The sequence below is a fragment of the Sphingopyxis sp. LK2115 genome, from assembly GCF_014595975.1.
Lineage (GTDB): Bacteria > Pseudomonadota > Alphaproteobacteria > Sphingomonadales > Sphingomonadaceae > Sphingopyxis.
Genome location: NZ_JABWGQ010000027.1, coordinates 35,047 through 58,038 on the forward strand (window position 1 = coordinate 35,047; position 22,992 = coordinate 58,038).

24 protein-coding genes are annotated in these 22,992 nt (G+C 66.6%); 15 read left to right on the forward strand and 9 right to left on the reverse strand.

Annotation, left to right across the window (positions count from 1 at the left end; all coding sequences use genetic code 11):
* Positions 1-16 precede the first annotated feature (16 nt).
* Positions 17-1,981 carry an acetate--CoA ligase gene (acs, locus tag HUW43_RS04440; RefSeq protein WP_188236276.1) on the reverse strand — a complete coding sequence of 655 codons (1,965 nt, stop codon included), beginning with the start codon at positions 1,979-1,981 and terminating at the stop codon, positions 17-19.
* Positions 1,982-2,077: 96 nt separating this feature from the next.
* Between acs and HUW43_RS04445 the strand changes: the two genes are divergently transcribed.
* Positions 2,078-3,580 carry an aldehyde dehydrogenase family protein gene (locus tag HUW43_RS04445; RefSeq protein WP_411157927.1) on the forward strand — a complete coding sequence of 501 codons (1,503 nt, stop codon included), beginning with the start codon at positions 2,078-2,080 and terminating at the stop codon, positions 3,578-3,580.
* A 60-nt stretch (positions 3,581-3,640) separates the two neighbouring features.
* Here HUW43_RS04445 and HUW43_RS04450 read toward each other — a convergent pair whose 3' ends face one another.
* The 3 genes from HUW43_RS04450 to fsa form a co-directional block, all read right to left on the reverse strand.
* The gene (locus HUW43_RS04450) at positions 3,641-5,143 is read right to left on the reverse strand and encodes an acetyl-CoA acetyltransferase (RefSeq protein ID WP_411157928.1); all 1,503 of its coding nucleotides are present in this window, start codon (positions 5,141-5,143) and stop codon (positions 3,641-3,643) included.
* A gap of 2 nt (positions 5,144-5,145) precedes the next feature.
* On the reverse strand, positions 5,146-5,940 hold the full coding sequence (locus tag HUW43_RS04455) for an enoyl-CoA hydratase-related protein (protein ID WP_188236278.1): 795 nt from the start codon (positions 5,938-5,940) through the stop codon (positions 5,146-5,148).
* 191 nt (positions 5,941-6,131) lie between these two features.
* The gene (fsa, locus tag HUW43_RS04460; protein WP_188236279.1) at positions 6,132-6,782 is read right to left on the reverse strand and encodes a fructose-6-phosphate aldolase; all 651 of its coding nucleotides are present in this window, start codon (positions 6,780-6,782) and stop codon (positions 6,132-6,134) included.
* Between the two features lie 233 nt (positions 6,783-7,015).
* On the opposite strand from fsa, the gene radA reads away from it, so the two are divergent.
* The 6 genes from radA (at position 7,016) to HUW43_RS04490 (ending at position 12,186) form a co-directional block, all read left to right on the forward strand.
* Positions 7,016-8,377: a DNA repair protein RadA gene (gene radA / locus HUW43_RS04465; RefSeq protein ID WP_188236280.1), complete on the forward strand. Its 1,362-nt coding sequence runs from the start codon at positions 7,016-7,018 to the stop codon at positions 8,375-8,377.
* A gap of 10 nt (positions 8,378-8,387) precedes the next feature.
* Complete coding sequence (locus tag HUW43_RS04470) at positions 8,388-8,924, forward strand: CvpA family protein (protein WP_188236281.1); 537 nt, start codon at positions 8,388-8,390, stop codon at positions 8,922-8,924.
* Positions 8,921-9,349 carry an iron-sulfur cluster assembly scaffold protein gene (locus HUW43_RS04475; protein WP_188236282.1) on the forward strand — a complete coding sequence of 143 codons (429 nt, stop codon included), beginning with the start codon at positions 8,921-8,923 and terminating at the stop codon, positions 9,347-9,349. The genes HUW43_RS04470 and HUW43_RS04475 overlap by 4 nt, the downstream gene beginning before the upstream one ends.
* Entirely contained in the window at positions 9,346-11,244 is a 1,899-nt protein-coding gene (locus HUW43_RS04480; RefSeq protein ID WP_188236283.1) for a cation:proton antiporter, read from the forward strand. Before HUW43_RS04475 ends, HUW43_RS04480 begins: the two co-directional genes overlap by 4 nt.
* 134 nt (positions 11,245-11,378) lie before the next feature.
* A complete protein-coding gene (locus tag HUW43_RS04485; RefSeq protein WP_188236284.1) occupies positions 11,379-11,729 on the forward strand; it encodes an ArsR/SmtB family transcription factor in 351 nt (116 codons plus the stop codon).
* On the forward strand, positions 11,722-12,186 hold the full coding sequence (locus tag HUW43_RS04490; protein WP_188236285.1) for an SRPBCC family protein: 465 nt from the start codon (positions 11,722-11,724) through the stop codon (positions 12,184-12,186). The genes HUW43_RS04485 and HUW43_RS04490 overlap by 8 nt, the downstream gene beginning before the upstream one ends.
* A 47-nt stretch (positions 12,187-12,233) precedes the next feature.
* On the opposite strand, the gene aroB is transcribed toward HUW43_RS04490, so the two are convergent.
* Both aroB and HUW43_RS04500 read right to left on the reverse strand, forming a co-directional pair.
* On the reverse strand, positions 12,234-13,340 hold the full coding sequence (aroB, locus tag HUW43_RS04495) for a 3-dehydroquinate synthase (protein WP_188236286.1): 1,107 nt from the start codon (positions 13,338-13,340) through the stop codon (positions 12,234-12,236).
* Positions 13,328-13,903: a shikimate kinase gene (locus HUW43_RS04500; protein WP_188236287.1), complete on the reverse strand. Its 576-nt coding sequence runs from the start codon at positions 13,901-13,903 to the stop codon at positions 13,328-13,330. Before HUW43_RS04500 ends, aroB begins: the two co-directional genes overlap by 13 nt.
* A 141-nt stretch (positions 13,904-14,044) precedes the next feature.
* On the opposite strand from HUW43_RS04500, the gene HUW43_RS04505 reads away from it, so the two are divergent.
* The 4 genes from HUW43_RS04505 to HUW43_RS04520 all read left to right on the forward strand — a co-directional run bounded on the left by HUW43_RS04505 (position 14,045) and on the right by HUW43_RS04520 (position 19,347).
* Positions 14,045-15,838, forward strand: a complete 1,794-nt coding sequence (locus HUW43_RS04505) for a hypothetical protein (protein WP_188236288.1) — start codon at positions 14,045-14,047, stop codon at positions 15,836-15,838.
* Entirely contained in the window at positions 15,831-16,742 is a 912-nt protein-coding gene (locus HUW43_RS04510; protein ID WP_188236289.1) for a tyrosine recombinase, read from the forward strand. The genes HUW43_RS04505 and HUW43_RS04510 overlap by 8 nt, the downstream gene beginning before the upstream one ends.
* A 9-nt stretch (positions 16,743-16,751) precedes the next feature.
* Positions 16,752-17,699, forward strand: coding sequence for an acetyl-CoA carboxylase carboxyltransferase subunit alpha (locus HUW43_RS04515; protein ID WP_188236290.1), 948 nt, complete (start codon positions 16,752-16,754; stop codon positions 17,697-17,699).
* A gap of 109 nt (positions 17,700-17,808) precedes the next feature.
* Entirely contained in the window at positions 17,809-19,347 is a 1,539-nt protein-coding gene (locus tag HUW43_RS04520; RefSeq protein WP_188236291.1) for a M48 family metalloprotease, read from the forward strand.
* An 86-nt stretch (positions 19,348-19,433) separates the two neighbouring features.
* On the opposite strand, the gene HUW43_RS04525 is transcribed toward HUW43_RS04520, so the two are convergent.
* Together HUW43_RS04525 and HUW43_RS04530 are read right to left on the reverse strand one after the other, a co-directional pair.
* Complete coding sequence (locus HUW43_RS04525) at positions 19,434-19,598, reverse strand: Flp family type IVb pilin (RefSeq protein WP_188236292.1); 165 nt, start codon at positions 19,596-19,598, stop codon at positions 19,434-19,436.
* A gap of 147 nt (positions 19,599-19,745) precedes the next feature.
* The gene (locus HUW43_RS04530) at positions 19,746-19,916 is read right to left on the reverse strand and encodes a Flp family type IVb pilin (RefSeq protein ID WP_188236293.1); all 171 of its coding nucleotides are present in this window, start codon (positions 19,914-19,916) and stop codon (positions 19,746-19,748) included.
* Between the two features lie 65 nt (positions 19,917-19,981).
* Between HUW43_RS04530 and HUW43_RS04535 the strand changes: the two genes are divergently transcribed.
* Positions 19,982-20,410: a (deoxy)nucleoside triphosphate pyrophosphohydrolase gene (locus HUW43_RS04535; RefSeq protein WP_188236294.1), complete on the forward strand. Its 429-nt coding sequence runs from the start codon at positions 19,982-19,984 to the stop codon at positions 20,408-20,410.
* A gap of 82 nt (positions 20,411-20,492) precedes the next feature.
* On the opposite strand, the gene HUW43_RS04540 is transcribed toward HUW43_RS04535, so the two are convergent.
* The gene (locus HUW43_RS04540) at positions 20,493-21,344 is read right to left on the reverse strand and encodes a methyltransferase domain-containing protein (protein ID WP_188236295.1); all 852 of its coding nucleotides are present in this window, start codon (positions 21,342-21,344) and stop codon (positions 20,493-20,495) included.
* Between the two features lie 42 nt (positions 21,345-21,386).
* On the opposite strand from HUW43_RS04540, the gene HUW43_RS04545 reads away from it, so the two are divergent.
* Genes HUW43_RS04545 through HUW43_RS04555 form a run of 3 tightly spaced genes read left to right on the forward strand, consistent with a single transcriptional unit; the run spans position 21,387 to position 22,988 of the window.
* Complete coding sequence (locus tag HUW43_RS04545; RefSeq protein WP_188236296.1) at positions 21,387-22,244, forward strand: ComF family protein; 858 nt, start codon at positions 21,387-21,389, stop codon at positions 22,242-22,244.
* Positions 22,245-22,248: 4 nt separating this feature from the next.
* Positions 22,249-22,509, forward strand: coding sequence for a glutaredoxin 3 (grxC, locus tag HUW43_RS04550; protein WP_188236297.1), 261 nt, complete (start codon positions 22,249-22,251; stop codon positions 22,507-22,509).
* A gap of 11 nt (positions 22,510-22,520) precedes the next feature.
* Positions 22,521-22,988: a DUF1178 family protein gene (locus tag HUW43_RS04555; protein WP_188236298.1), complete on the forward strand. Its 468-nt coding sequence runs from the start codon at positions 22,521-22,523 to the stop codon at positions 22,986-22,988.
* Positions 22,989-22,992: the final 4 nt, after the last annotated feature.

Genomic DNA, 22,992 nt, shown 5'->3' on the forward strand with positions numbered 1-22,992 from the left:
GGGGGAGGAGAGAGGATCACCGATTGCGTCGCCCCTCGATCAGCCCGTCGACCAGGCTTGGATCGGCGAGCGTCGATGTATCGCCCAGCGAAGCAAAGTCATTCTCGGCGATCTTGCGCAAAATGCGGCGCATGATCTTGCCGCTCCGCGTCTTGGGCAGCGCGGGGGTCAGGTGGATATGGTCGGGGGTCGCGATCGGGCCGATTTCCTTGCGGACCTGTTGTTTCAGTGCGGCGACGATGGCGTCGGTGGGTTCGACCCCGGCGTTCAGGGTGACATAGGCGTAGATGCCCTGGCCCTTGATGTCGTGCGGGAAGCCGACGACTGCCGCTTCCGCGACATCCTCGTGCAGCACCAGCGCGCTTTCGATCTCGGCGGTGCCCATGCGGTGCCCCGACACGTTGATGACATCGTCGACGCGCCCGGTGATCCGCCAATAACCGTCGGCATCACGGCGACAGCCATCGCCGGTGAAATATTTGCCCTTATAGGTCGAAAAATAAGTGTCGGCGAAGCGGGCGTGATCGCCGTAGATCGTCCGCGCCTGCCCCGGCCAGCTGTGCGTGATGCACAGGTTGCCCTCGGCCGCGCCGCCGGTCTGTTCGCACACCAGGGTCTTGCCGTCGGCATCGACGAGTTCGGGACGGATACCAAAGAAAGGCTTGCCCGCGCTCCCCGGTTGCATCGCGTGCGCGCCGGGCAGGGTGGTGATCATGATCCCGCCGGTTTCGGTCTGCCACCAGGTGTCGATCACCGGCACGCGGCCCTTGCCAACGACCTGATGATACCAGCGCCATGCTTCCGGGTTGATCGGTTCGCCGACGCTGCCGAGCAGGCGAAGCGTCGAAAGGTCATGCCGTGCCACATAATCGTCGCCTTCGCGCATCAGCGCGCGGATCGCGGTCGGCGCGGTGTAGAGGATGTTCACCCGATGCTTGTCGACGACCTGCCAGAAGCGGTCGTGGTCGGGATAGTTCGGCACGCCCTCGAACATCAAGGTCGTCGCGCCATTCTGGAGCGGGCCGTAAACGACATAGCTGTGCCCCGTGACCCAGCCGATGTCGGCGGTGCACCAGAAGATTTCGCCCGGCCGATAGTCGAACCCGTACCAGAAGGTGGAGGCGGTCCACACACTATAGCCGCCGACGGTGTGCAGCACGCCCTTGGGCTTGCCCGTCGAGCCTGAGGTGTAGAGGATGAACAGCGGATCTTCGGCGCCCATTGGCTCGCACGGGCAGTCGGCGTCGACATCGGCCGACAGCGCATCGTACCAATGGTCGCGGCCTTCCTGCATTGCGACATCGCCGCCGGTGTGCGCGATGACGAGCACGCCCTTTACCTCGACTCGCTCGAGCGCCTTGTCGACATTGGCCTTCAACGGGATCGTCTTGCCGCCGCGCAACCCTTCGTCGGCGCAAATCACCCAGTCGCTGCCGCAATCCTCGATTCGGCCCAGGATCGCTTCCGGCGAAAAACCCCCGAAGACGACGCTGTGCACCGCGCCGATGCGCGCGCAGGCGAGCATCGCCACCGCGCCTTCGGGGACCATCGGCATATAGATGGTGACGCGGTCGCCCTTCTGCACGCCCATCTTCTTGAGCGTGTTCGCAAAACGCACGACGTCGGCGAGCAGTGCGGCATAGCTGATATGCCGCGTCTCGCCGTCGGGGGCGTCGGGTTCGAAGATGATCGCGGTGCTCTCGCCGTGTCCCGCGGCGACATGGCGGTCGACGGCGTTGTGGCAGAGGTTGAGGACGCCGTCTTCAAACCATTTGATTTCGACAGGATCGTAGGACCAGTTCGCGATTCGGGTCGGCGGGGTAATCCAGTCGATGCGCTTCGCCTGTTCGGCCCAGAAACGATCGGGATCCTCGACGCTCTGCCGGTAGAGCCGGTCATAATCGGCGGCGGTGCAATGGGTGTTCGCGGCGGCGTCGGCGGGGACGGGGACGAGAGGTTCGGAGGGGGGTAGTTCGGACACGTCTGCTTCTCCCGCTTTCGATTTGACTCGGTCGCCGGCTGCGATAACCCGCGATCCATAAACTGCAAGGGCGCGAACGCCCCGACGAAGGGACAGATGATGACAGAGATGGGCCAGCAGGTCGCGGCGCTGCTCGATGCGCTGGGCGTCGACCGGCGCGCGTGGACCGACGGGTCGATGCCCGCGGTGACTCCGCTGACCGGTGAACAGCTCGGCATGGTGCGGGTCGCCGACGCGGCGGCGATCGACGCGACTCTGGACAAGGCGACTGCGGCCTTTCGCGCGTGGCGCCATGTCCCTGCGCCGCGGCGCGGTGAACTCGTGCGACTGTTCGGCGAGGAGCTGCGCGCCGCGAAGGATGAGCTGGCCAGGCTGGTGACGATCGAGGCGGGCAAGATCCGCTCCGAAGGCGCGGGCGAGGTGCAGGAGATGATCGACATCTGCGACTTTGCCGTCGGGCTGTCGCGACAATTATACGGCCTGACGATCGCGACCGAGCGGCCGGGGCACCGGATGATGGAGGTTTGGCATCCGCTGGGCGTCGTCGGCGTGATTTCGGCGTTCAATTTCCCGGTCGCGGTATGGGCATGGAACGCCGCGCTGGCGCTTGTATGCGGCAACAGCGTTGTTTGGAAACCGTCGGAAAAGACGCCGCTGACGGCGCTTGCGACACAGGCTGTTTTCCTGCGCGCGGCGGCGCGTTTCGGCGATGCGCCGGAAGGGTTGTCGCAACTGCTGATCGGTGGGCGAGAGGCGGGCGAGGCGCTGGTCGACGACGCGCGCGTGGCGCTGGTCTCGGCGACCGGATCGACGCGCATGGGCCGCGCGGTCGCGCCGCGCCTCGCGCAGCGTTTCGCGCGCGCGATCCTCGAACTCGGCGGCAACAACGGCGTGATCGTCGCGCCCTCGGCCGACCTCGACCTTGCTCTGCGCGGTGTGGCGTTCGGTGCGATGGGAACAGCGGGGCAGCGTTGCACGACGACGCGGCGCCTGTTCGTCCATGACAGCATTTATGCTGGCTTTGTCGCACGGCTGAAGGCCACCTATGCCAGCGTCGCGGTCGGCAATCCGTTGACGCGCGAGGTGCTCGTCGGGCCGCTGATCGACCGCGCAGCCTTTGAGTCGATGCAGTCCGCGCTGGCGGCTGCCCGCGCGGCAGGCGGGGTCGTCGAGGGCGGCGAACGGGTCGGCGGGGGAACGAGCTATTATGTCCGCCCCGCGCTTGTCGAGATGCCGGGACAGGTCGGGCCGGTGCTCGAAGAAACCTTCGCGCCGATTCTTTATGTGATGCGCTACGACGATCTCGACGCCGCGATCCGGCTGCACAATGATGTCGCCGCGGGGCTGTCGTCGGCGATCTTCACCACCGACATGCGCGAGGCCGAACGCTTCCTTGCTGCAAGCGATTGCGGCATCGCCAACGTCAATCTGGGCACCAGCGGCGCCGAGATCGGCGGGGCGTTCGGCGGCGAGAAGGAGACTGGCGGCGGGCGCGAAAGCGGGTCGGATTCGTGGCGACAATATATGCGGCGCGCGACGAATACGGTAAATTATTCGGACATGTTGCCGCTGGCGCAGGGGGTGTCGTTCGATATTTAGGCCGGCGAGCCCGCCGCCCGTTCCCGTTCGCATCGAGCGAACGGGAAAAAGAGGGGGGCGTCAGGCCGTCCGCCAGCCGCACCCATCTTCAAGCTGCACCACCTGCCCGTCGGTCCCCACCGGCTCCCGCGACCCATCGGTCAAGAACGCCAGCATTGCCGCATCGGCCACATCGACATGCGCGAGCGTGCGCTTGCCTTCGGGCGTGCGCGCCACGACGACGCCGGCCCGCGGCGCGCCGTCGCGGCCATAAAACACCGTATAGCTCTCGATCGTCGCCGGCCCGGCATAATCCTCGATCAGTTCGGGCACCGGTCCGCGCTTCGCCTCGGCTTCGGCCTGATAGTCGAAATCCTGCGGGAAGCGGGCGGCAGCGATCGGTTCCTTTCCCAGCACAATGCAATGATTGTCGGTCGCGAAGCCGCCGTTGGCGAAAAGGAAGCCATGGCGGCCCCCGCTCCGCAGCTTCTGAACCATCGAAACGATGGCATGACTCATATAATTGGCGATCGGCCCGCCGCCGAAGGTCAGCCCGCCGAATACCGTGGCGGGGCGATCGCATGGCCAGCCGAGGATGCGTCGCGCCATCTTGGGCACGCAGGGAAAGCAGCTGTAGAGTTCGACGCAGTCGAAATCGTCGACGGTCATGCCATTGAGCGCCAGCGTGCGCGTGATCGACGTTTCCATGCTGACGCTGTGATCGTAGCGGTCGCGCGCGAGGATGCCGGGCGGCTCTTTCGCCGCGGCGCCCATGCCGACATGGATGAGGCGGCTGTCGGCGATGCCGCGCCGCCGTGCTTCGGCAAGGCTGGCGACGATAAAGGCTGCGCCCTGATTTACCGAAGAGTTCGCGACCATCAGTTTTGAGTAAGGGAAGGCGATCGGGCGATTGCGTTCATTGACGTCCAGAATGTCGTCGGGCGAAGCGGGTTTGCGAATCCATGCGCCGTCGTTCGCGGCGGCGACCCTGGAAAAATGCGACCAGATTTCGGCGCTCTCGAACTGCGCCTCGGCAAGGCTTTGTCCCCACGCGGCGCGGGTCGCGTTTTCGTAGAGCGGATAGACATCGACCGGTGCGGCAAGGCCATGTTTCTGGGCATAGTTGGGCTCGCGCCGCGTCGCGACCTGACGCACCGCGTTATAGCTTTTGTCCTCGCCGCTGGCGGCCTTGGCGGCGCGCCCGGCGGCGGTGCGCAGCGCCTCGCCGCCGACGATGGCCGCGAGCTTGACCTCGCCTGCGCCGATGCGGTTGGCGGCCTCGTTCAGCAGGCGGACGGGCGTGTCGCCGTGCGGCGCGGCGGACTGGTAATTGATCGCCGGCGTGGCGCCGATTGCGGCGGCGAGCGGCTCGCAGAGCTTGCCGAGATGGTGAAAGCTGATCTGGTCGACGATCGCGAGGCTGTCGATGTCGGCAAGCGGGATGCCACCGTCCTCGGCGGCCAGTTTCAGCGCTGCAACCATCAGGCCAAGCGAATCCAGCCCGTCGTCGGGGTCGGTGGGCCGATCGTTCACCTGGCCGACCCCGATGATAACGGGGATGCGTTCCGGGTCGGTCATCGTCATCACTAGCGCGCTTTCCATTCGGGCTTGCGTTTCTCTGCAAAGGCGCGCGGGCCTTCGCGCGCATCCTCGCTCTGCATCAGCGCGCTGCGTTCCAGCCTGTTATGTTCCCAATAGGGTGCGTCCGCCGCGATCCGCCCGTTCTGGATGCCAAGCGCCACGCGCTTCGACGCCTGCACTGACAAAGGCGCGTTGCCCGCGATCTTTTCGGCGAGCGCGAGCGCGGTGGGCATCAGCTCGCCGAGCGGCACGACGTGGTTGACCAGCCCGAACTCGGCGGCGCGCGCGGCGGGGATCGGGTCGCCGGTGAGCATATGTTCCATCGCGAGCTTCTTTGGCAGCTGCTGCGCGAGGCGAAAGGCGCCGCCCGCCGCCGCGAACAGCCCGACCTTGACCTCGGGCAGGCCGAATTGCGCGTGGGTTGCGGCAATGATGATGTCGCTCATCAGCGCGATCTCGCACCCGCCGCCAAAGGCAATGCCATTGACCGCGGCGATAATCGGTTTCGAGATGGGGTGCGCCACCATGCCCGCAAAGCCCCACGCCTGCTGCGCCGCATCGTCGGGATAAAGGCTTTCGCCGCGCGACAGGGCGACCAGATCCGCTCCCGCGCAAAAAGCCTTGTCGCCCGCGCCGGTAATGACGACCACGCGGATTTCGGGGTCGGCTTCGGCCTTTTCCAGCGCCGTACCTATGCCGACATGAACCGCGGCGTTGACCGCGTTGCGCGCTTCGGGGCGATTGATCGTCACGATCAATATGTGACCGTGACGTTCGGTGAGGATGGTGGTGTCGGTCATCGCGAATCTCTCCCTTTCGGGCGATTATCGCGGGCGGTTGACGTTTACGTCAACTGTAAAGGGTGGAGAATGACAATGCGGCGCGCTCCCGCGAAGGCGGGCGCCCATCTGCGAAAGGGGCAAGCTTGATCCGGCGGACGATGGGTCCCCGCCTTTGCGGGGACACGCCGCAATTCCATGTTCGGCGCGGGTCAGATCGACTGCCCGGTCTTCGCCCAATCGGCGAGGAAGCCCTCGATGCCCTTGTCGGTCAGGACATGCTTGAACAGCCCCTTGATGACGGCGGGCGGCGCGGTCATCACGTCGGCACCGATCTGCGCGGCCTGAAGGACGTGGATGCCGTGGCGGACGCTCGCGACCAGGATTTCGGTCTTGAAATCATAATTGTCGTAGATCAGTTTGATGTCGCCGATCAGTTGCATCCCGTCGAAGCCATTGTCGTCATGGCGCCCGACGAAGGGCGAGACGAACGTCGCCCCAGCCTTGGCGGCGAGCAGCGCCTGCGCCGCCGAAAAACAGAGCGTCACGTTGACCATCGTGCCGTCGCCGGTCAGCGCCTTGCATGTCTTGAGGCCGTCGATCGTCAGCGGCACCTTGATGCAGACATTGTCGGCGATCTTGCGGAGGATTTCGGCCTCCTTCATCATCGTTTCATGATCGAGCGCGACGACTTCGGCCGAAACGGGGCCATCGACGATGCCGCAGATTTCCCTGGTCACTTCCTTGAAGTCGCGGCCCGACTTGGCGATCAGCGACGGGTTGGTGGTGACGCCGTCGAGCAGGCCGGTCGCGGCGAGCTCCTGAATGGCGTCAATTTCGGCGGTGTCGACAAAGAATTTCATGGGATGGGCTTTCTGGTGGGCAGATGATTCGGGTTGCCCATCGCCCTAGAGCAACGCGCACGAAATATGAACCTTCCGCTCCCAGTTTCGTCATGCCGGACCCTTCGGCAAGCGCAGGACAGGGTTGATCCGGCATCCATTCCGCCGTTGCCGCACGGACCCCGGATCAAGTCCGGGGTGACGAAGCTTGAAAAGCGCTGGAGTTCTTTCTTTGTTCCCATTAAGCCTGCGTGATGGCCAAAGCGAAACGTCAATATATCTGCCAGAATTGCGGGTCCGCCACCTATCGCTGGCAGGGGCAGTGCGGCGATTGCGGTGAATGGAACACGCTGGTCGAAGAGGCGCCCGCAACCGCCTTTTCCGCGAAGCACGACCTGAGCAAAGGCGGACGGCCGCTGACGCTCGAAACGCTCGACGCCGCGAGTTTGATGCCCGAACGGATGCTGTGCGGGATCGCCGAGTTCGACCGCGCGCTGGGCGGCGGGTTCGTTGCGGGGTCGGCGACGCTGATCGGCGGCGATCCGGGGATCGGCAAATCGACGCTGCTGTTGCAGGCGGCGGGGCAACTCGCGAAGGCGGGCAGGTCGGTCGTCTATATCAGCGGCGAGGAAGCCGCGGCGCAGGTGCGGCTGCGCGCGCAGCGGCTGGGGCTGGGCGATGCGCCGGTCGCGCTCGCCAGCGCGACATCGGTGCGCGACATCCTCGCGACGCTCGACCGCCAGGCCGCCGACTTCGTCGTGATCGATTCGATCCAGACGATGCACAGCGACCTGATCGACAGCGCACCGGGGACGGTGAGCCAGGTGCGCGCGAGCGCGCAGGAACTGATCCGCCATGCCAAGGACAGCGGCGCAGCGATCGTGCTCGTCGGCCATGTGACGAAGGACGGGACGATCGCGGGGCCGCGCGTGCTCGAACATATGGTCGACACGGTGCTCGCGTTCGAGGGCGAGCGCAGCCACCAGTATCGCATCCTTCGCGCGGTCAAGAACCGTTTCGGCGGCACCGACGAGATCGGCGTGTTCGCGATGGGCGAGGAAGGGCTGGGCGAGGTATCGAATCCGTCGAGCCTGTTCCTGACCGACCGCAGCCGCGACGTGCCGGGATCGGTGGTGTTCCCCGCACTGGAAGGCACGCGCCCGGTGCTGGTCGAGGTGCAGGCGCTGACCGTGCGGCTGGCGAGTGGGGCGACCCCGCGGCGCGCGGTGGTCGGTTGGGACAGCGGGCGACTCGCAATGGTGCTCGCGGTGCTGGAGGCGCGCTGCGGGCTGCAAATGGGAGCAGCCGAAGTCTATCTCAACATCGCGGGCGGATACCGGCTCACCGATCCCGCCGCGGACCTCGCCGTTGCCGCCGCGCTGATCTCGGCGTTCAGCGAGCGGCCGGTGCCCGCCGATGCAATCGTGTTCGGCGAGCTGTCGCTGTCGGGCGAAGTGCGCCCTGTCGCGCACGATGCGCTGCGGCTTCGCGAAGCGGCAAAGCTTGGGTTTTCAACGGGATGGGGGCCAAAGGGAATGAAGCGCGTGAACGGCATCGGCGTCACCGGCTTTGCGCGGCTCGGCGAACTCGTTGACCTGATGCTCGGGCGCGACTAGCCCGGCGAGCATGGGAAGTTTGACGGCTCTGGATATGATCGTGCTGACGCTCGTCGGCGGCAGCGCGGTGCTCGGTTTCATGCGCGGTCTCGTGCAGGAAGTGACGACGCTGCTCGCGTGGGTGCTGGCGATCGCGGCGGTGTATTTTTTTCACGCGCCGGTGACGGATTTGACGAGCGGCTGGGTCGGCACCGGCGGCGCGGCGGCGGTGCTCGCCTTTGTCCTGCTGTTCGGCGGAATCTTTGCGCTGGCCAAATGGGGATCGCGCGCGATGGGGCGGCGCAGCCGCGCCTCGATCGTCGGCGGGTTCGACCGCGGGCTGGGGGCCGGGTTCGGCGCGATCAAGGGGTTATTGATCGCCACCATCGGCTTCATGCTGCTGACGATGCTTTACGACATCGGCTATGGCACCGCACCGCGCCCCGAATGGATGACGGCCAGCCGCACCTACCCCGCGCTCAGCGCGAGTGGCGCGGCGATGAGCAAGGTGATCGCCGAACGCCGCGCCGAGGCGCGCGATGCCGAAGCGAAGGCGGACGCGCCATGAGCGCCGCGCTTTATAACCGCGACATATTGGCGCTGGCGATCGCCACCGCCGACTATCTGCCCAACCCCGACGCGCGATACCGGGCGAGCAAGCGTGCACCGCTGTGCGGCAGCGCGATCATCCTTGATCTCGATACCGACGGGGGCGGGCGGGTGACGCGCGTCGGGCTGCATGTCGAGGCGTGCGCGCTGGGGCAGGCATCGGCGGCGCTGCTCGCGCGCCATGCGCCCGGCCGCGGCCTCGCCGACCTGCGCCGCGCGCGCGACGGCATCGCGGGCTGGTTTGCGGGCACCGGCGCGCAACCCGATTGGCCGGGGTTCGACCTGCTGGCCCCCGCGCGCGACTATCCGGCGCGCCATGGTGCGATTCTGCTGCCCTTTGACGCCGCGATCGCCGCGCTCGATGAACGGGTCGCTGCGGCATGACTTTGCTTGCGCTGTCGGCCGCGGCCTCCGAAGCGGCAGAAAAAGCCGCCGAAGCCGCCACCGATACCGCGCTGCTTGAAGGCGCGATCCTGCTGGGTGTCGCGACGCTGTTCGTGCTGATCTTTCGCCGACTCGGCCTTGGCGCCGTGCTCGGCTATCTGATCGCCGGGGCGATCGTCGGACCGCACGGGCTGGCACTGGTGGGCGGCGGCGAATCGAAACTGGCGATCGCCGAACTCGGCATTGCCTTCCTCCTCTTCCTCGTCGGGCTTGAACTGCATCCGCGGCGGCTGTGGCAGCTTCGCCGCGCGATCTTTGGACTCGGCATGACGCAGGTGGTGGTTACCGGGCTGGTGCTCACCGGCCTCATCTACCTCGTCCTCGGGTTCAGCCCCGCCGCAGCGATCGCGCTGGGCCTGCCGCTGGCGCTTTCGTCGACCGCGCAGGTGCTCCCCGGCCTCAAAAGTTCGGGTCGCATCAATTCGCCCTTTGGCGAGAAAGCCTTTTCGATCCTGTTGTTTCAGGATCTGGCGATCGTGCCGATGATTACCATCGTTGCCGCGCTGTCGCGCGCGCCTGCCGATCCGTCGGCACCGCCGGGCGCGATGCTTGCGCTCTATACGGTCGGCGCGATCATCGGGCTGGTGCTCGCGGGGCGGTTCATCCTCAATCCGCTGCTCAGGCTCATCGGCCGCTATGGCGAGCGCGAATTGTTCGTGGTGGTCGGGCTGCTCGCGGTGCTGGCGAGCGCGGCGCTGATGCACAGCCTGCACCTGTCGACCGCACTCGGCGCCTTTGTCGCGGGCGTGATGCTCGCCGACTCGCCCTATCGGCACGAGATCGAGGCCGATGTCGAACCCTTCCGCCTGATCCTGCTCGGTCTTTTTTTCCTTGCGGTGGGGATGGTGCTCGACATCAATGTAGTGCTTGCCGACCCGCTGCGCGTCGTCGGGCTCGCGGCCGCGCTGGTCGTGGTCAAGGTCGCGGTGCTCACCCTGATCGTCCGCGCGTTCGGCAAATCGTGGAACACCGCGCTCGGCCTGGGGTTGCTTCTGAGCCAGGGCGGCGAGTTCGGTTTTCTGCTGTTCACGCAGGCGCAGCAGGCGCTGCTCATCGCGCCCGAGGCGGCGAGCCTGTTCAGCGCCGTGGTCACGCTGTCGATGATCTCGACGCCCTTCCTGATGCTGTTCGCGCGCAATCTGGAGTTTGCACCCGACCGCGACGGCCCCGCGATGGACGGTCCCGAACATGCGCCGCGCGGTTCGGCGCTGGTGATCGGTTATGGCCGGTTCGGACAGACGGTGGCGCAGATGCTGCACGCGGTCGATTGTTCGGTGACGCTTATCGACAAGAAGCCGAGCCAGATCGAACGATCGGGGCGGTTCGATACCAAAGTCTATTATGGCGACGGGTTGCGGCTCGATCTGCTGCGGCGCGCGGGCGCCGATGATGCAAGGCTCATCATCTATTGCATCGACGACGCCGCGTTCGACGCCGCGACGATGCGCCCGATCGTCGAGGCCTTTCCACAGGCGCGTGTGCTGGCGCGCGTGTTTGATCGCCGCCAGCTGATCGCGATCGACGGCGCGGGCGTGTCGGCTGCGGTGCGCGAGGTGTTCGAAAGCTCGGTCGCGCTCGGAATCAAGGCGCTGGAGGAACTCGATGTCGACCCGCGCGAAATCGAAGACGTCGAAGCGGCGTTTCGCCAGCTCGACGAAACGCGGCTGGCGGCGCAGATCGACGAGGGGGATCTGACCGCGGGCATGGAACATCGTTTCAAACCCGGCGGCGGCCGCGAGGCCGACAGCGTGATCGAAACCTTCCGCCAGCGCCGCCGCGCGGCAAAGGCGGCGCGAGAAGAGGGCGATGCGGCAAGACTGACCGCCGAAACCTGATCGCTATGGCGATCCTTCCCTGATCGTAATCGAGGTGCGCGGCGGATTGCGCCGCGCTTTCGCTGGGGCAGGTCCGACTTTTAATAGTCAATTATTCTCTTGACTATTATCCTATTGCGTTTTTAGTAAAGCATATGCTTGACTATCAAACTGCACTCGGCCCGATCCTGCACGCCATCGCCGATCCGACGCGGCGCGTCATGGTCGAACAGCTTGCCAAGGGACCGGCCTCGGTCAGCGCGCTCGCCGGGCGGCTACCGATGTCGCTCCAGGCGGCGATGCAGCATCTCGCGGTGCTTGAAGCCGCGGAGGTGGTGCGCAGCGAAAAGATCGGGCGGGTACGGACCGTGTCTCTGAACCCCACCGCGCTCCGCCAGGTCGAACGCTGGGTAGCCGAGCAGAAAACGGCCTGGGAGCGCCGCCTCGACCGGCTTGGCGACTATCTGGGCGAATCCCCCGACGATGAAAGGAAAGACCATGACTGACAGTCTGATCCATCACGCCAGCTTTACCGTTGAACGCGCCTATCGTTCGCCGCGCGAGCGCGTTTTCGCGGCTTTCACCAGTGCCGAGGCACGGCGTCGCTGGCTTGTCGAATCCGACGGCTGGACGGTTCATGCCTATGACCCGCCCGCCGAAGTCGTACCGGGCGCGGTCGAGGCCAGCCGCTTCAGCCCGCCCGGCGCCGATGTTGTCCTTACCAACGATACGACCTTCCTCGACGTCGCTGCGCAGGAGCGGCTGATCTTTGCCTATGCGATGACGGTCGACGGCAAACCCTTGTCCTCATCGCTTTCGACGGTCGAATTTTTCGACGATGGTGACGGCACGCGCCTCCTGTTCACCGAACAGGGCGCCTATCACGACCGCGATGTCGCCGGCCGCGAGGCTGGGACGCGCGGTTTGCTCGATGAGTTGGCGAAAGAACTGGGAGAGGCCTGATCGATGATAGCAACCAGGGCGGCGTTCCGTTGGCACGCCGCCCCTTGTTATGCGCCGCGCTGTTCGTCGAGGAAGGAGGCCACCGCATCCAAACCATATTCGTCGGTGACGAAGCTTTTCCCGATCCCGCGCGACAGGATGAGGGGCAGCTTGCCCCCGCGCACCTTCTTGTCGTGTGCCATATGCGCGGCGAGTTCGGCGCCGCCGCTGTTGATGCCCGCGCTGGCGAGGCTGTGCGGCAGGCCAACGCTCGCCAGATGGCCCTGCACGCGCGCCGCGTCCGCGGCGGGGCAGAGCCCGTTGGCGGCCGAAAACTGGTGCGCGAGCACCATGCCCGCCGCGACCGCCTCGCCGTGGAGCAGCCGGTCCGAATAGCCGGTTTCGGCCTCTAGCGCGTGGCCGAAGCTGTGGCCGAGGTTGAGCAGCGCGCGAATATCCTGTGTCTCGCGCTCGTCGGCGGCGACGATCCGCGCCTTGGCGGCGACGCTGTGCGCAATGGCATGCGCGCGCGCCGCGCTGTCGCCCGCGAGCAGCGCAGCGCCATTCGCCTCGCACCAGGCAAAGAAGCCCGCGTCGTCGATCAGCCCGTATTTGACGACCTCGGCATATCCCGCGCCGAGTTCGCGGCGCGGCAGGGTGTCGAGCGTCGTCGGGTCGATCACGACCATCGCTGGCTGGTGAAAGGCGCCGATGAGGTTCTTGCCCGCGGGCACGTTGATCGCGGTCTTGCCGCCGACGCTGCTGTCGACCTGCGCGAGCAGGGTGGTCGGTATCTGGATGAAGGGGCAGCCGCGCTTGACGATGCTGCACGCGAACCCAACAAGATCGCCGATCACGCCGCCCCCAAGCGCGATGACATGATCGCTGCGCTCGATGCCTTCGCCGATCAGCCATTCGGTGAGGCGCGCGAGGCCTGCCCAACTCTTGGTTCCCTCGCCGGGGTCGAGGACGAAGGAGGAGAAGGAGATATTCTCTGTCGCCAGCGCGGTGCCGAGCCGGGCGAGATAATGGTCGGCGACGTGCGCATCGGTGACGATCATCGTCCGCGCGCGATTCAAAAGCGGCGCGACATGCGCGCCAATGTCGCCGATCAACCCTTCGCCGATCAGGATCGGATAGCTGCGGGCGCCCAGTTCGACGATCAGCTTTTCCATTTCTTGAGGGCCTCCAGAATCGCGCGCACCGCATGTTCGTGCGGCGTGCTCGCCGAGCTGACGCGGATATGCGCTTCGGCATAGATGGGATTGCGCACCGCGGCCAGTTCGCGGAGCACCTCGCCGGGATCGCGATCCTTGAGCAGCGGACGGTGGCTGCGACGGGCAACGCGATCGACCAGCGTTGGGATGTCGGCGTCGAGCCAGATGCTGAGGCTGTCCTTCAGGATCAGCGCGCGCGTGTCGTCATTGATGAAGGCGCCGCCGCCCGTCGCGAGCACCATCGGCTTGCCGCGGAGCAGGCGCGCGATGACGCGGCGCTCGCCGTCGCGGAAATGCGCTTCGCCGAACCGCGCGAAAATATCTGAAATCGTCATGCCCGCGGCGCGCTCGATCTCGTCGTCGGCGTCGGCGAAGCGCATTCCCAGCCGCTGCGCGAGGCGGCGGCCGACGGTCGATTTTCCCGACCCCATCAGCCCGACGAGCACGATCGACCGGTCGCGGATCGACGCGGGGACGGCGTCGGGCGACGAACGCGCCGGGCTTTTCGGGTTTCGCGACATGGTGCGCGCGGCTATACCGCCCGAACGGCAGGGGACAATGGTTTTGCTGCGCGGCAACCGGGATGAAGCGAACTGGCGCGCGATGGCGCGCCCGACGATCGAGGTGGATGGGAACGACAAGATGGCCGAAAGCGCCGCAGTATGAAGCGAACGACCTTGTCCTTGGCGCTGGGCCTGTCGGCTGCGGCGCTGGTCCTGCCCGCGATTGCGCAGGAATCGCTGCTGCCCGAAGGGTTTGGCACCCCCGCCGACACGCCTGCGCCGCGGCCCGCCCCGACGCCGGGTTCACCGCCGCCGACGTCGCCGCCGACGAACGGCAGCGCGCCGCCCGCCGCCGCCCCGTCGATCAGCGGCAGCGCAAGCGATGCGGACGCCGACGAAGGCGAAGATGCGGACGAGGAAGCGGTTGAATCGGGCGGGCTCAAATATGACCTGCCGCCCGGCGCGCGCCGGCTGCTGACGCGGATCGGCCCACTCACTCCGGAAACCGGCGGGTTGGCGGCGGACGCCTTTGGCGTGCGCGGCCAATATGCCGCGGCGATCATGCGCAAGACGAATGGCCAGCTTGCCTCGCGCTGGGGCCAGATATTGCTGCGCCGCGCGCTCGCCTCGGCCATTGACACGCCCCCGACGATCAACGGCGCCGACCTCGCCGCCGAGCGCGTGTCGCTGCTGCTCCGCATGGGCGAATCGACGACGGCGCGGCGAATCGTGCAGTCGGTCGATTATGATCGCGCGAGCCCGCGCCTCGTCGCTGCGGCACAGCAGGTCTATCTTGCCACGGCCGACCCGGCGGGCCTCTGCCCCTATGTGCCTGCGGGGCTGGCGCATGGCGACGAGCACAGCTGGCGGCTCGCGTCGGCGATCTGTGCGGGCCTGTCGGGCGAAGCGGGGCCGGCGGGCTGGGCGATCGGCCGCGTGCGGTCGAGCGGCCGGCTGTCGAACTTCGACATTCTGCTCGCCGAACGTGTGCTGGGCGCGACGGGCGCCGGGCGGCGTTCGACGACAATCGAATGGGATAATGTCGGGCGGCTGACGAGCTGGCGCTTTGGCATGGCGACCGCGACCGCCATTCCGGTGCCAGAGACGCTGCGTGACGCCGCACCCGGCTATATGAAAGGCTGGACCGTGCTCGCGCCGATGACCGATATGGCACAGCGCGTCGCCGCAGCGCCCGAAGCCGCGACGCGCGGCGTGTTGTCGAGCGAAGCCTATGTGTCGCTGCTGAGCGCTGCGGCGGGTGAGGAAGAACCCGGCGAGGAGCTGGTGGCGCAGACCGACCGACTGCGCGGGGCGTTCGGCGCGGCGGCCGGGGCTGATCGCTATGCCGCGATGGTGGCGCTGTGGGGCGCGGCGAACACGCCTGCGGAGGCTTATGCGGCGATGATCGCGACCGCGCGCGCTGCCGCCGCGCTGCCGCCGGGCACCGACGTCGGCGAGGATCCGTGGCAGCTCGTGGGTTCGATGCTCGCGGCAGGCTATGATGCCAATGCGCTGGCATGGGTGCCCCGTGTCGAGGTGGGCAGCCGCGCCTGGGGCGTGCTTGCGGTCGGGTCGCCGCGCGCGCTTGGCGACATGAGCGCAAGCGCGGTCGAACGGTTTTCGGACGATGACGACAGCGCCGATTATCTGCGCTCGAAGTTCCTGCTTGCGGGGCTGGCCGGGCTGGGGCGGCTCGACGCCAATGCCACGGCCGCGGCGGCGCGCGACCTTGACGTCGATCTGGGACGACAGACGCGCTGGACGCGCGCGATGATGACCGCGGCCGAGCGGCGCGAGCCCGGCATGGTCGCGCTGCTCGCGGCGGCGGGGATGCAGGGCGACTGGTCGAAGGTGCCGCCCTATCATCTCTATCATATCGTCCGCGCGCTGCGCGATGTGGGGTTGTCCGCCGAAGCCCGGATGATCGCCGCCGAAGCTTTGGTGCGTGTCTGACGCGGCCTTAATCGACCGTTTTCTGGAGATGATGGCGGCCGAGCGTGGCGCGTCGCGCAATACGCTCGCCGCCTATCGCCGCGATCTGGAGCAGGCGGCCGAGCGGGCCAGGGGGCCGCTGGCCGAGGCCGATTCCGCGGTGCTGCGGCACCTGATGGCCGAATATCGCGCGTTGGCGGCGAGCAGCGCGGCGCGCAAGCTGTCGGCGCTGCGGCAATTCTTTGCCTTCCTGCTCGACGAAGGCGAACGCGCGGACAATCCGGCGCTCGACATTGCGCGGCCGACCACGCGGCGCCCGCTGCCGCGCATATTGAATCACGACGATGTCGAACGCCTGTTCGCGCAGGCGGCTACCGAGGCCGCAGGCGAAGCGCCCCCGCTTGCGGCGGTGCGGATGCTGCTGTTCCTCGAACTCCTTTATGGATCGGGGCTGCGCGCCAGTGAGTTGGTGTCGCTGCCGCGGCGGGCCATGGCGGGCGAGCGTGACTATCTGATCGTCCGCGGCAAGGGTGACAAGGAGCGGCTGGTGCCGTTGTCGGCGCGCGCGCGGGCGGCGTTCGATCGCTGGTTGCCTTTGCTTGGCGACGGATCGCCATGGTTGTTTCCATCGGGCAAGGCGCATATCTCGCGCGTCCGGCTGTTCCAGATGCTGCGCGAACTTGCCGCGCGCGCGGGCGTCGATCCGGCTGCGGTCAGCCCGCACGTCCTGCGCCACGCCTTTGCGACGCACCTGCTCGAAGGCGGCGCCGACCTGCGCGCGCTGCAACTGATGCTCGGCCACGCCGATATCGCGACGACCGAGATTTACACGCATGTCGACAGTCGGCGCCTTGTCGAACTGGTCAACCGTCGGCACCCGCTGGCGCGGATGGATGACGTTGACCTGAAGGCGCCTTCGGCCTAGCGACGGCGCATGACAGCCTTTCTGGACTTCGAAAAACAGGTCGCCGCGCTCGATCGACAGATTGCCGAACTGCGCGAAATGGGGGACGATCCCACGCTCGATATCGAGGGCGATATCGCCCGGCTGGAGGACAAGTCCGCCAGGCTGCTCCGCGATATCTATGCCAGGCTGACGCCGTGGCAGAAAACGCAGGTGGCGCGCCACCCCGACCGGCCGCATTTCAAACATTATGTCGCGGGCCTGTTCGACGACTGGATGCCGCTTGCGGGTGACCGCAACTTCGGCGACGACCAGGCGATCCTGGGCGGGTTGGCCCGGTTCCGGGGTCGCCGCGTCATGGTGATCGGCCATGAAAAGGGCGACGACATCCCGTCGCGGATGAAACATAATTTCGGGATGGCGAAGCCCGAGGGTTATCGCAAGGCGATCCGCTTGATGCAGCTTGCCGACCGTTTCGGCCTGCCGGTGGTGACTCTGGTCGACACGTCGGGCGCCTTTCCCGGCATCCAGGCCGAAGAGCGCGGGCAGGCCGAGGCGATTGCGCGATCGACCGAACAATGTCTGGCGTTGGGCGTGCCGATGGTCGCGGCGATCGTCGGCGAGGGCGGTTCGGGCGGCGCGATCGCGCTTGCCGCGGCGAACCGCGTGCTGATGTTCGAACACGCCGTCTATTCGGTGATCTCGCCCGAAGGCTGCGCTTCGATCCTGTGGCGCACGTCGGACAAGGCGGCGGAGGCAGCGGCGGCGATGAAGATGTCGGCGCAGGATCTGCTGGCGTTGAAGGTCATCGACCGGATCGTTCCCGAACCGGTCGGGGGCGCACATCGCGCGCCCGAAGTCGCAATCGCCGCGCTGGGCGATGCGATCGAACAGGAACTGAACGGTCTGTCGGGCCTTCCCCGCGACACTTTGCTCGCCGCGCGCGAGGAAAAGTTTCTCGCGATGGGCCGCGCCTGACGGGTGCGGAACCCGATCCACCCCGCCAGCGTTCCCCACATTGCCTAACGGGCAAGCGACGGTCCCTGGCCCCCGCTTGTCCGATGGAATGATAGGGATATTCTGAACGATGACAGCAAAGGTGGGAGGCGCGATCATGGGCCGGTTGACGACAGTGACAGCGATTGCCGCGATTCTGGCGGGCTGTGCGGCAGCAGGCGGCGGCGGGTTAAACGGCACGGCCGGCGCTCAGACGAAACCGGTCAAGACCGCGACGAGCATTTCGCCGGCCGAACGCAAGCAGGGCGACGAGGCGCATCCGCAGCTGTTGCAGGAGTTCGGCGGCGCCTATAGCGGGCCGCAGGCGTCCTATGTGAACCGCGTCGGACAGAATATCGCCGTCCAGTCGGGCCTGTCGCGGTCGCCGAGCGACTTTACTGTCACTTTGCTCAACTCGCCGGTGAACAATGCCTTCGCGATCCCCGGCGGCTATGTCTATGTGACGCGGCAGTTGATGGCGCTGATGAACGACGAGGCCGAACTGGCAGGCGTGCTGGGGCACGAGGTCGGCCACGTCGCCGCGCAGCACAGCAAGAAGCGCCAGTCGGCGGCGACGCGCAACTCGATCCTTGGCATTCTTGGCGCCGTGCTTGGGAGCGCGATCGGCGACAATGGCGGGCTGCTTGGCGGGCTTGGCGGACTGCTCCAGAATAATTCGATGCGGATCGCGCAGCTTGCAACACTGGGCTTTTCGCGCAGCCAGGAATTGGAGGCCGACCAGCTGGGCGTCCAGTATCTGCGCGGCGCGGGCTATGATCCGATGGCCTTGTCGACGATGCTCGCGAGTCTTGCCAACCAGACCAGCCTCGACGCCCGCCTTGCAGGCGGCAATGCCCGCTCGCTGCCCGAATGGGCAAGCACGCACCCCGACCCTGCGTCGCGCGTGCGCAACGCGCAATCGCTCGCCAATCGCGTCGGCGCTGGCGGTATGCGCAACGCCGATGCCTTTCTGGCGTCGGTCGATGGCGTGCTTTACGGCGACGATCCCGCGCAAGGCGTGGTCGAAGGGCGCAATTTCCTGCACCCTGATCTTCGCCTGCGTTTTACCGTCCCCAGCGGTTATGTGATGCAGAATGGCACGACCGCGGTGTCGATCAGCGGCAATGGCGGCCAGGGGCAGTTTTCGACCGCCCCCTATAGCGGTGACATGAACGCCTATATCGCGTCGGTGTTTCGCGCCGTGGCGGGCAATGCGGCGATCAGCCCGGGGACGATCCAGCGCACGACGGTGAACGGGATTCCGGCCTATTATTCGACCGCGCGCGTCAACAGCCAGTCGGGGCAGGTCGACGTCACCGTTTTCGCCTATGAGTTTTCGCCCAGCCAGGCGTTTCATTTCGTCACGTTGACGCAAGCGGGACGCAGCAGCGTCTTTGACCCGATGTTCGCCAGCGTGCAGCGCTTGAGCACGTCCGAAGCCGCCGCGATCCGGCCGCGTCGCGTCGATGTCGTCACCGTGGGGCGCGGCGACACGGTGGCCAGCCTCGCGCGACGGATGGCCTATAATGATTATCAGACCGAACGGTTTCAAGTCCTCAACCGGCTGACCGCATCGAGTCGCCTGACGCCGGGGCAGAAAGTGAAAATCGTCGTTTATTCGGGCCGCTAGGCGCGGCGCATAAGAAAGGGCGGTGGGATTGCCCACCGCCCTTTCCTGTTTCGCTGCGCGCCGAACGGCGCGCAAGACATCGACGATTAGGCGTCGAGGTTTTCCGAAACTTCGTTGAAGGTGTTGCTGACGCTGTTGCCGACGAGGCCCATGGCCGAGATACCGGCGACGGCGATGAGGGCCGCGATCAGGCCATATTCGATGGCGGTGGCGGCTTTGGTGTCGCGAACGAACTTCTTGATGAACTTCATGACTGGTCTCCTGATATCACTTACCCTGTTGACGGTCTGGTCTGGGTCAACATGAACGGTGTAGGTCGAATAGGTTTTGAAAATCTTAATGGGCCTTATGCGATCCGGTCGGTGTTCCGGCCGAAAACGGGACAGTCGATCACCTCCCTACATATTGGCGTCGGCGGCGTTGGAAACATTGCCCCACATGCTGTTGGTTGAATTGGCGACATTGCCTACGGCGACGACGGCCGCCAGAAAGATAAGGGCCAGGATCAGCCCATATTCCACGGCTGTGGCGGCTCTGGTCGACCGCATCAGCCTGTAAAGGTTGCGCATTGTTCCACCCCTGCTTGAAGTGTAGTTCCCGAGGATGCCGAGGATCGCACAGGAAGGTTAACAATTTGTCCGTCGCCAGCCCCGGAAAACCGCCAAAAACCTCGCTTGTCGTCGTCGCCGCGGCGCTCGTCGATCGCGACGGCCGACTGCTTGTCCAGCAGCGGCCCGAGGGACTGGCGATGGCCGGGCTGTGGGAGTTTCCGGGGGGCAAGATCGAAGCCGGCGAGACGCCCGAAGCGGGCTTGATCCGCGAGCTCGACGAGGAACTGGGTATCGACGTGGATCAGGCGTGCCTCGCGCCCGCCTGCTTCGCGAGCGACATGCTCGGTGACCGACATTTGCTCCTGTTGCTTTATGTTTGCCGCAAATGGCGCGGAACGCCGGTGGCGCGACACGCAAGCGCGCTGCGCTGGGTGCGTCCGGTCGAGCTTCACGGCCTTGCGATGCCGCCCGCCGACAAGCCGCTGATCGGATTGCTGGAGGCGTTGATCTGAGCGTTCACCCCCCGCGAAAGCGGGGACCGCAGGGCGCCCGGCGCAAGGCCGATAGCGGCTCCGGCCTCCACGGCGGAGACGGTCATTTCTTCGGCTTCAACGCTTCTGCCAGCGACGCGGTGCCGCTGCCCCGCCGCGCGGGCTGCGGCTGGTCGGGGTGCGGCGCCCAGCCGCTGAAATGGACGATGCGAAAGGCTTCGGCGATGCGGCCATCGGGGTCGGCGGCGGCGGCGAAGGCGGCGGCGATGCGCGCCGCCTCGTCGCGTGTCAGCGGCGGCGGCGCGGGATACAGGCGGCTCGACAGACCCGCGGCGCGCAGGTCGCGCACCAGTGCGAACCAGTCGCCGTAGCGCACGCTCAGGGCCTCGACATCGACCACTGGCAAGGCAAAGCCGATGCGCTGGAGCAGATTGCCCATCGCGGCTAGGTCGATCTGTGGGTGCATTCGCGCGATCGGGCGCACACCGTCGGCCATCACCGCGCGGCGCAGCCGCGGGAGGCTGCCGTCGCCGACGAAGGCGCCGAGAAGCAGCCCGTCGGGCGCGAGCAGCGCGCGCAGACGCAACAGCGCGCCGGGGACGTCGTTGACGCTGTCGAGCCCGCCCGGCCAGACGATCAGGTCGAAGTGTCCGAAAGGCAGGTCGATCGCGTCGGCCTCGACCGGAATGGCACCCATCCGCGCGGCGAGCCGCGGCGCGGCTTCGACGATGCAAATGTCGGTGCCGGTCGCGCGCAGCCGGTCGATGAGCGCCGCATCGTGCGCGCCGACGACCAGCGTGCGCGGAAACACGCGCGTCACCATCGCCAGCCGGTCGAGCAGCGTTTCGGCGATGATCGGCGCAAGGAAATTGGCGTGGGCGGGCAGGCGCGCAAGGCGGTCGCGCTGTGCGCGGTGACGGGCAGAGGAAAAGAGCGGGCGGGGCGGCTGCGACATGCGTCGCTTGTGCCGTTCCCGGCGATGCTTCACAAGCGGACGATGACGAATGCGACGGGGGATGGGACAATATCGGACGTCGGCAATGGCGCCGCGTGGCAGCTTTTTCGCGTGACCGCGCGCGCGATCGTCGATTATGCCCTGCCGCCCCGTTGCGCCGGCTGCGGCGCAATCGTTGGCGAGGATCACCAATTTTGCCTCGCCTGCTGGTCGTCGCTCGATTTTCTGGGCGATCCCTGCTGCGCCTCCTGTTCGCTGCCGCTTCCATTGGCGCTGCCCGGCGATCGGATGATGTGCGGCGCCTGCCTGGCCGACGCGCCGCCGTTCGCGGGGGCGCCGGCCGCCGTTGCTTATGGCCCGGTGGCGCGGACGGTGGCGCTGCGGCTTAAATATGGTCGGCGGACGGGGCACGCCCGCCTGATGGCGCGTCTGATGGCGCGGTCGCTCGCCACGCTGGGACCGATCGACGCGATGCTGCTCGTCCCGGTGCCGCTGCATCGCTGGCGGCTCTGGTCGCGCGGGTTCAACCAGGCGGCGCTTATCGCCGACGAACTGACGCGATTGACCGGAGTGCCGCACGATCATCACTTATTGCGGCGCGTCAAGGCGACGGCTTCGCTCCGCGGCAAGGGGCGGCGCGAACGCGAGCGCGTCGTTGCAGGGGCCTTTGCGCTCGCCGATGGTGCCAGCGCGCGGGCGGCGGGCCGCCACCTGATATTGGTCGACGATGTTCATGCCAGCGGCGCAACGCTGCGCGCCGCCGCACGAGTGCTGCGGCGAAGCGGTGCGGCACGCGTGTCGGCGCTGACCTGGGCGCGTGTGCTGCCCGATGCGGCAACGGGCAACGAAATTGACATTGCCTCGTTGGATTCCGATATGGACCGCAGGATGACAGGATAGGCACATGGCCAGGATCGAAGTATATACAAAGGCTTTCTGCCCCTATTGCACGCGGGCCAAGCAGTTGCTCGATGCCAAGGGCGCCGATTTCAGCGAAATCGACGTGACGATGGACCGCGCGGGTTTCGAGGCCATGGTCGCACGCGCCGGCGGGCGGCGCACGGTGCCGCAGGTGTTTATCGACGACCGCCACGTTGGCGGCAGCGACGACCTCGCAGCGCTCGATGCGAAGGGCGAACTCGACGCGTTGATCGGACGCGCCTAGGAGACGCAGCCATGATCGTGTTCGATCTTTGTTGCGCCGCTGGCGATCATCGGTTCGAAGCCTGGTTCGCGAGCAGCGACAGCTTTGTCGATCAGCAGGCGCGCAGGCTGATCGCTTGCCCGGTTTGCGGCGACAGCGACGTTCGAAAGGCGGTGATGGCGCCGCGCGTCGGGGTAAAGTCGAACCAGCAGATTGTATCGAAACCCCCGGCGGCGGAACCCGTCGACGGCGAACCGTCACCCGCGCTTATGCGCCGCGTGATTGCCGAAATCGCCGCCCGACAGGCCGAGATGCTGCCGCACTCGCGCTGGGTCGGCCGCGATTTCGCGGCCGCGGCGCGCGCGATGCACGAAGGACGTGTGGCGGAAAAACCGATCCACGGCCAGGCGTCGCCTGAGGAGGCCGAGGCGTTGCGCGAAGACGGCATCGCCGCCATGCCTTTGCTTGTTCCCATCGTGCCGCCCGACGCCGTTAATTGATCCA

What these genes read in the sequence shown, in the direction of transcription:
- HUW43_RS04445 (WP_411157927.1), top strand. Translation starts at nt 2,078, where the DNA reads ATGATGACAGAGATGGGCCAGCAGGTCGCGGCGCTGCTCGATGCGCTG.
- HUW43_RS04450 (WP_411157928.1), bottom strand. Translation starts at nt 5,143, where the DNA reads ATGACGATGACCGACCCGGAACGCATCCCCGTTATCATCGGGGTCGGC.
- HUW43_RS04455 (WP_188236278.1), bottom strand. Translation starts at nt 5,940, where the DNA reads ATGACCGACACCACCATCCTCACCGAACGTCACGGTCACATATTGATC.
- fsa (WP_188236279.1), bottom strand. Translation starts at nt 6,782, where the DNA reads ATGAAATTCTTTGTCGACACCGCCGAAATTGACGCCATTCAGGAGCTC.
- radA (WP_188236280.1), top strand. Translation starts at nt 7,016, where the DNA reads ATGGCCAAAGCGAAACGTCAATATATCTGCCAGAATTGCGGGTCCGCC.
- HUW43_RS04470 (WP_188236281.1), top strand. Translation starts at nt 8,388, where the DNA reads ATGGGAAGTTTGACGGCTCTGGATATGATCGTGCTGACGCTCGTCGGC.
- HUW43_RS04475 (WP_188236282.1), top strand. Translation starts at nt 8,921, where the DNA reads ATGAGCGCCGCGCTTTATAACCGCGACATATTGGCGCTGGCGATCGCC.
- HUW43_RS04480 (WP_188236283.1), top strand. Translation starts at nt 9,346, where the DNA reads ATGACTTTGCTTGCGCTGTCGGCCGCGGCCTCCGAAGCGGCAGAAAAA.
- HUW43_RS04485 (WP_188236284.1), top strand. Translation starts at nt 11,379, where the DNA reads ATGCTTGACTATCAAACTGCACTCGGCCCGATCCTGCACGCCATCGCC.
- HUW43_RS04490 (WP_188236285.1), top strand. Translation starts at nt 11,722, where the DNA reads ATGACTGACAGTCTGATCCATCACGCCAGCTTTACCGTTGAACGCGCC.
- aroB (WP_188236286.1), bottom strand. Translation starts at nt 13,340, where the DNA reads ATGGAAAAGCTGATCGTCGAACTGGGCGCCCGCAGCTATCCGATCCTG.
- HUW43_RS04500 (WP_188236287.1), bottom strand. Translation starts at nt 13,903, where the DNA reads ATGTCGCGAAACCCGAAAAGCCCGGCGCGTTCGTCGCCCGACGCCGTC.
- HUW43_RS04505 (WP_188236288.1), top strand. Translation starts at nt 14,045, where the DNA reads ATGAAGCGAACGACCTTGTCCTTGGCGCTGGGCCTGTCGGCTGCGGCG.
- HUW43_RS04515 (WP_188236290.1), top strand. Translation starts at nt 16,752, where the DNA reads ATGACAGCCTTTCTGGACTTCGAAAAACAGGTCGCCGCGCTCGATCGA.
- HUW43_RS04520 (WP_188236291.1), top strand. Translation starts at nt 17,809, where the DNA reads ATGACAGCAAAGGTGGGAGGCGCGATCATGGGCCGGTTGACGACAGTG.
- HUW43_RS04525 (WP_188236292.1), bottom strand. Translation starts at nt 19,598, where the DNA reads ATGAAGTTCATCAAGAAGTTCGTTCGCGACACCAAAGCCGCCACCGCC.
- HUW43_RS04530 (WP_188236293.1), bottom strand. Translation starts at nt 19,916, where the DNA reads ATGCGCAACCTTTACAGGCTGATGCGGTCGACCAGAGCCGCCACAGCC.
- HUW43_RS04540 (WP_188236295.1), bottom strand. Translation starts at nt 21,344, where the DNA reads ATGTCGCAGCCGCCCCGCCCGCTCTTTTCCTCTGCCCGTCACCGCGCA.
- HUW43_RS04545 (WP_188236296.1), top strand. Translation starts at nt 21,387, where the DNA reads ATGACGAATGCGACGGGGGATGGGACAATATCGGACGTCGGCAATGGC.
- grxC (WP_188236297.1), top strand. Translation starts at nt 22,249, where the DNA reads ATGGCCAGGATCGAAGTATATACAAAGGCTTTCTGCCCCTATTGCACG.
- HUW43_RS04555 (WP_188236298.1), top strand. Translation starts at nt 22,521, where the DNA reads ATGATCGTGTTCGATCTTTGTTGCGCCGCTGGCGATCATCGGTTCGAA.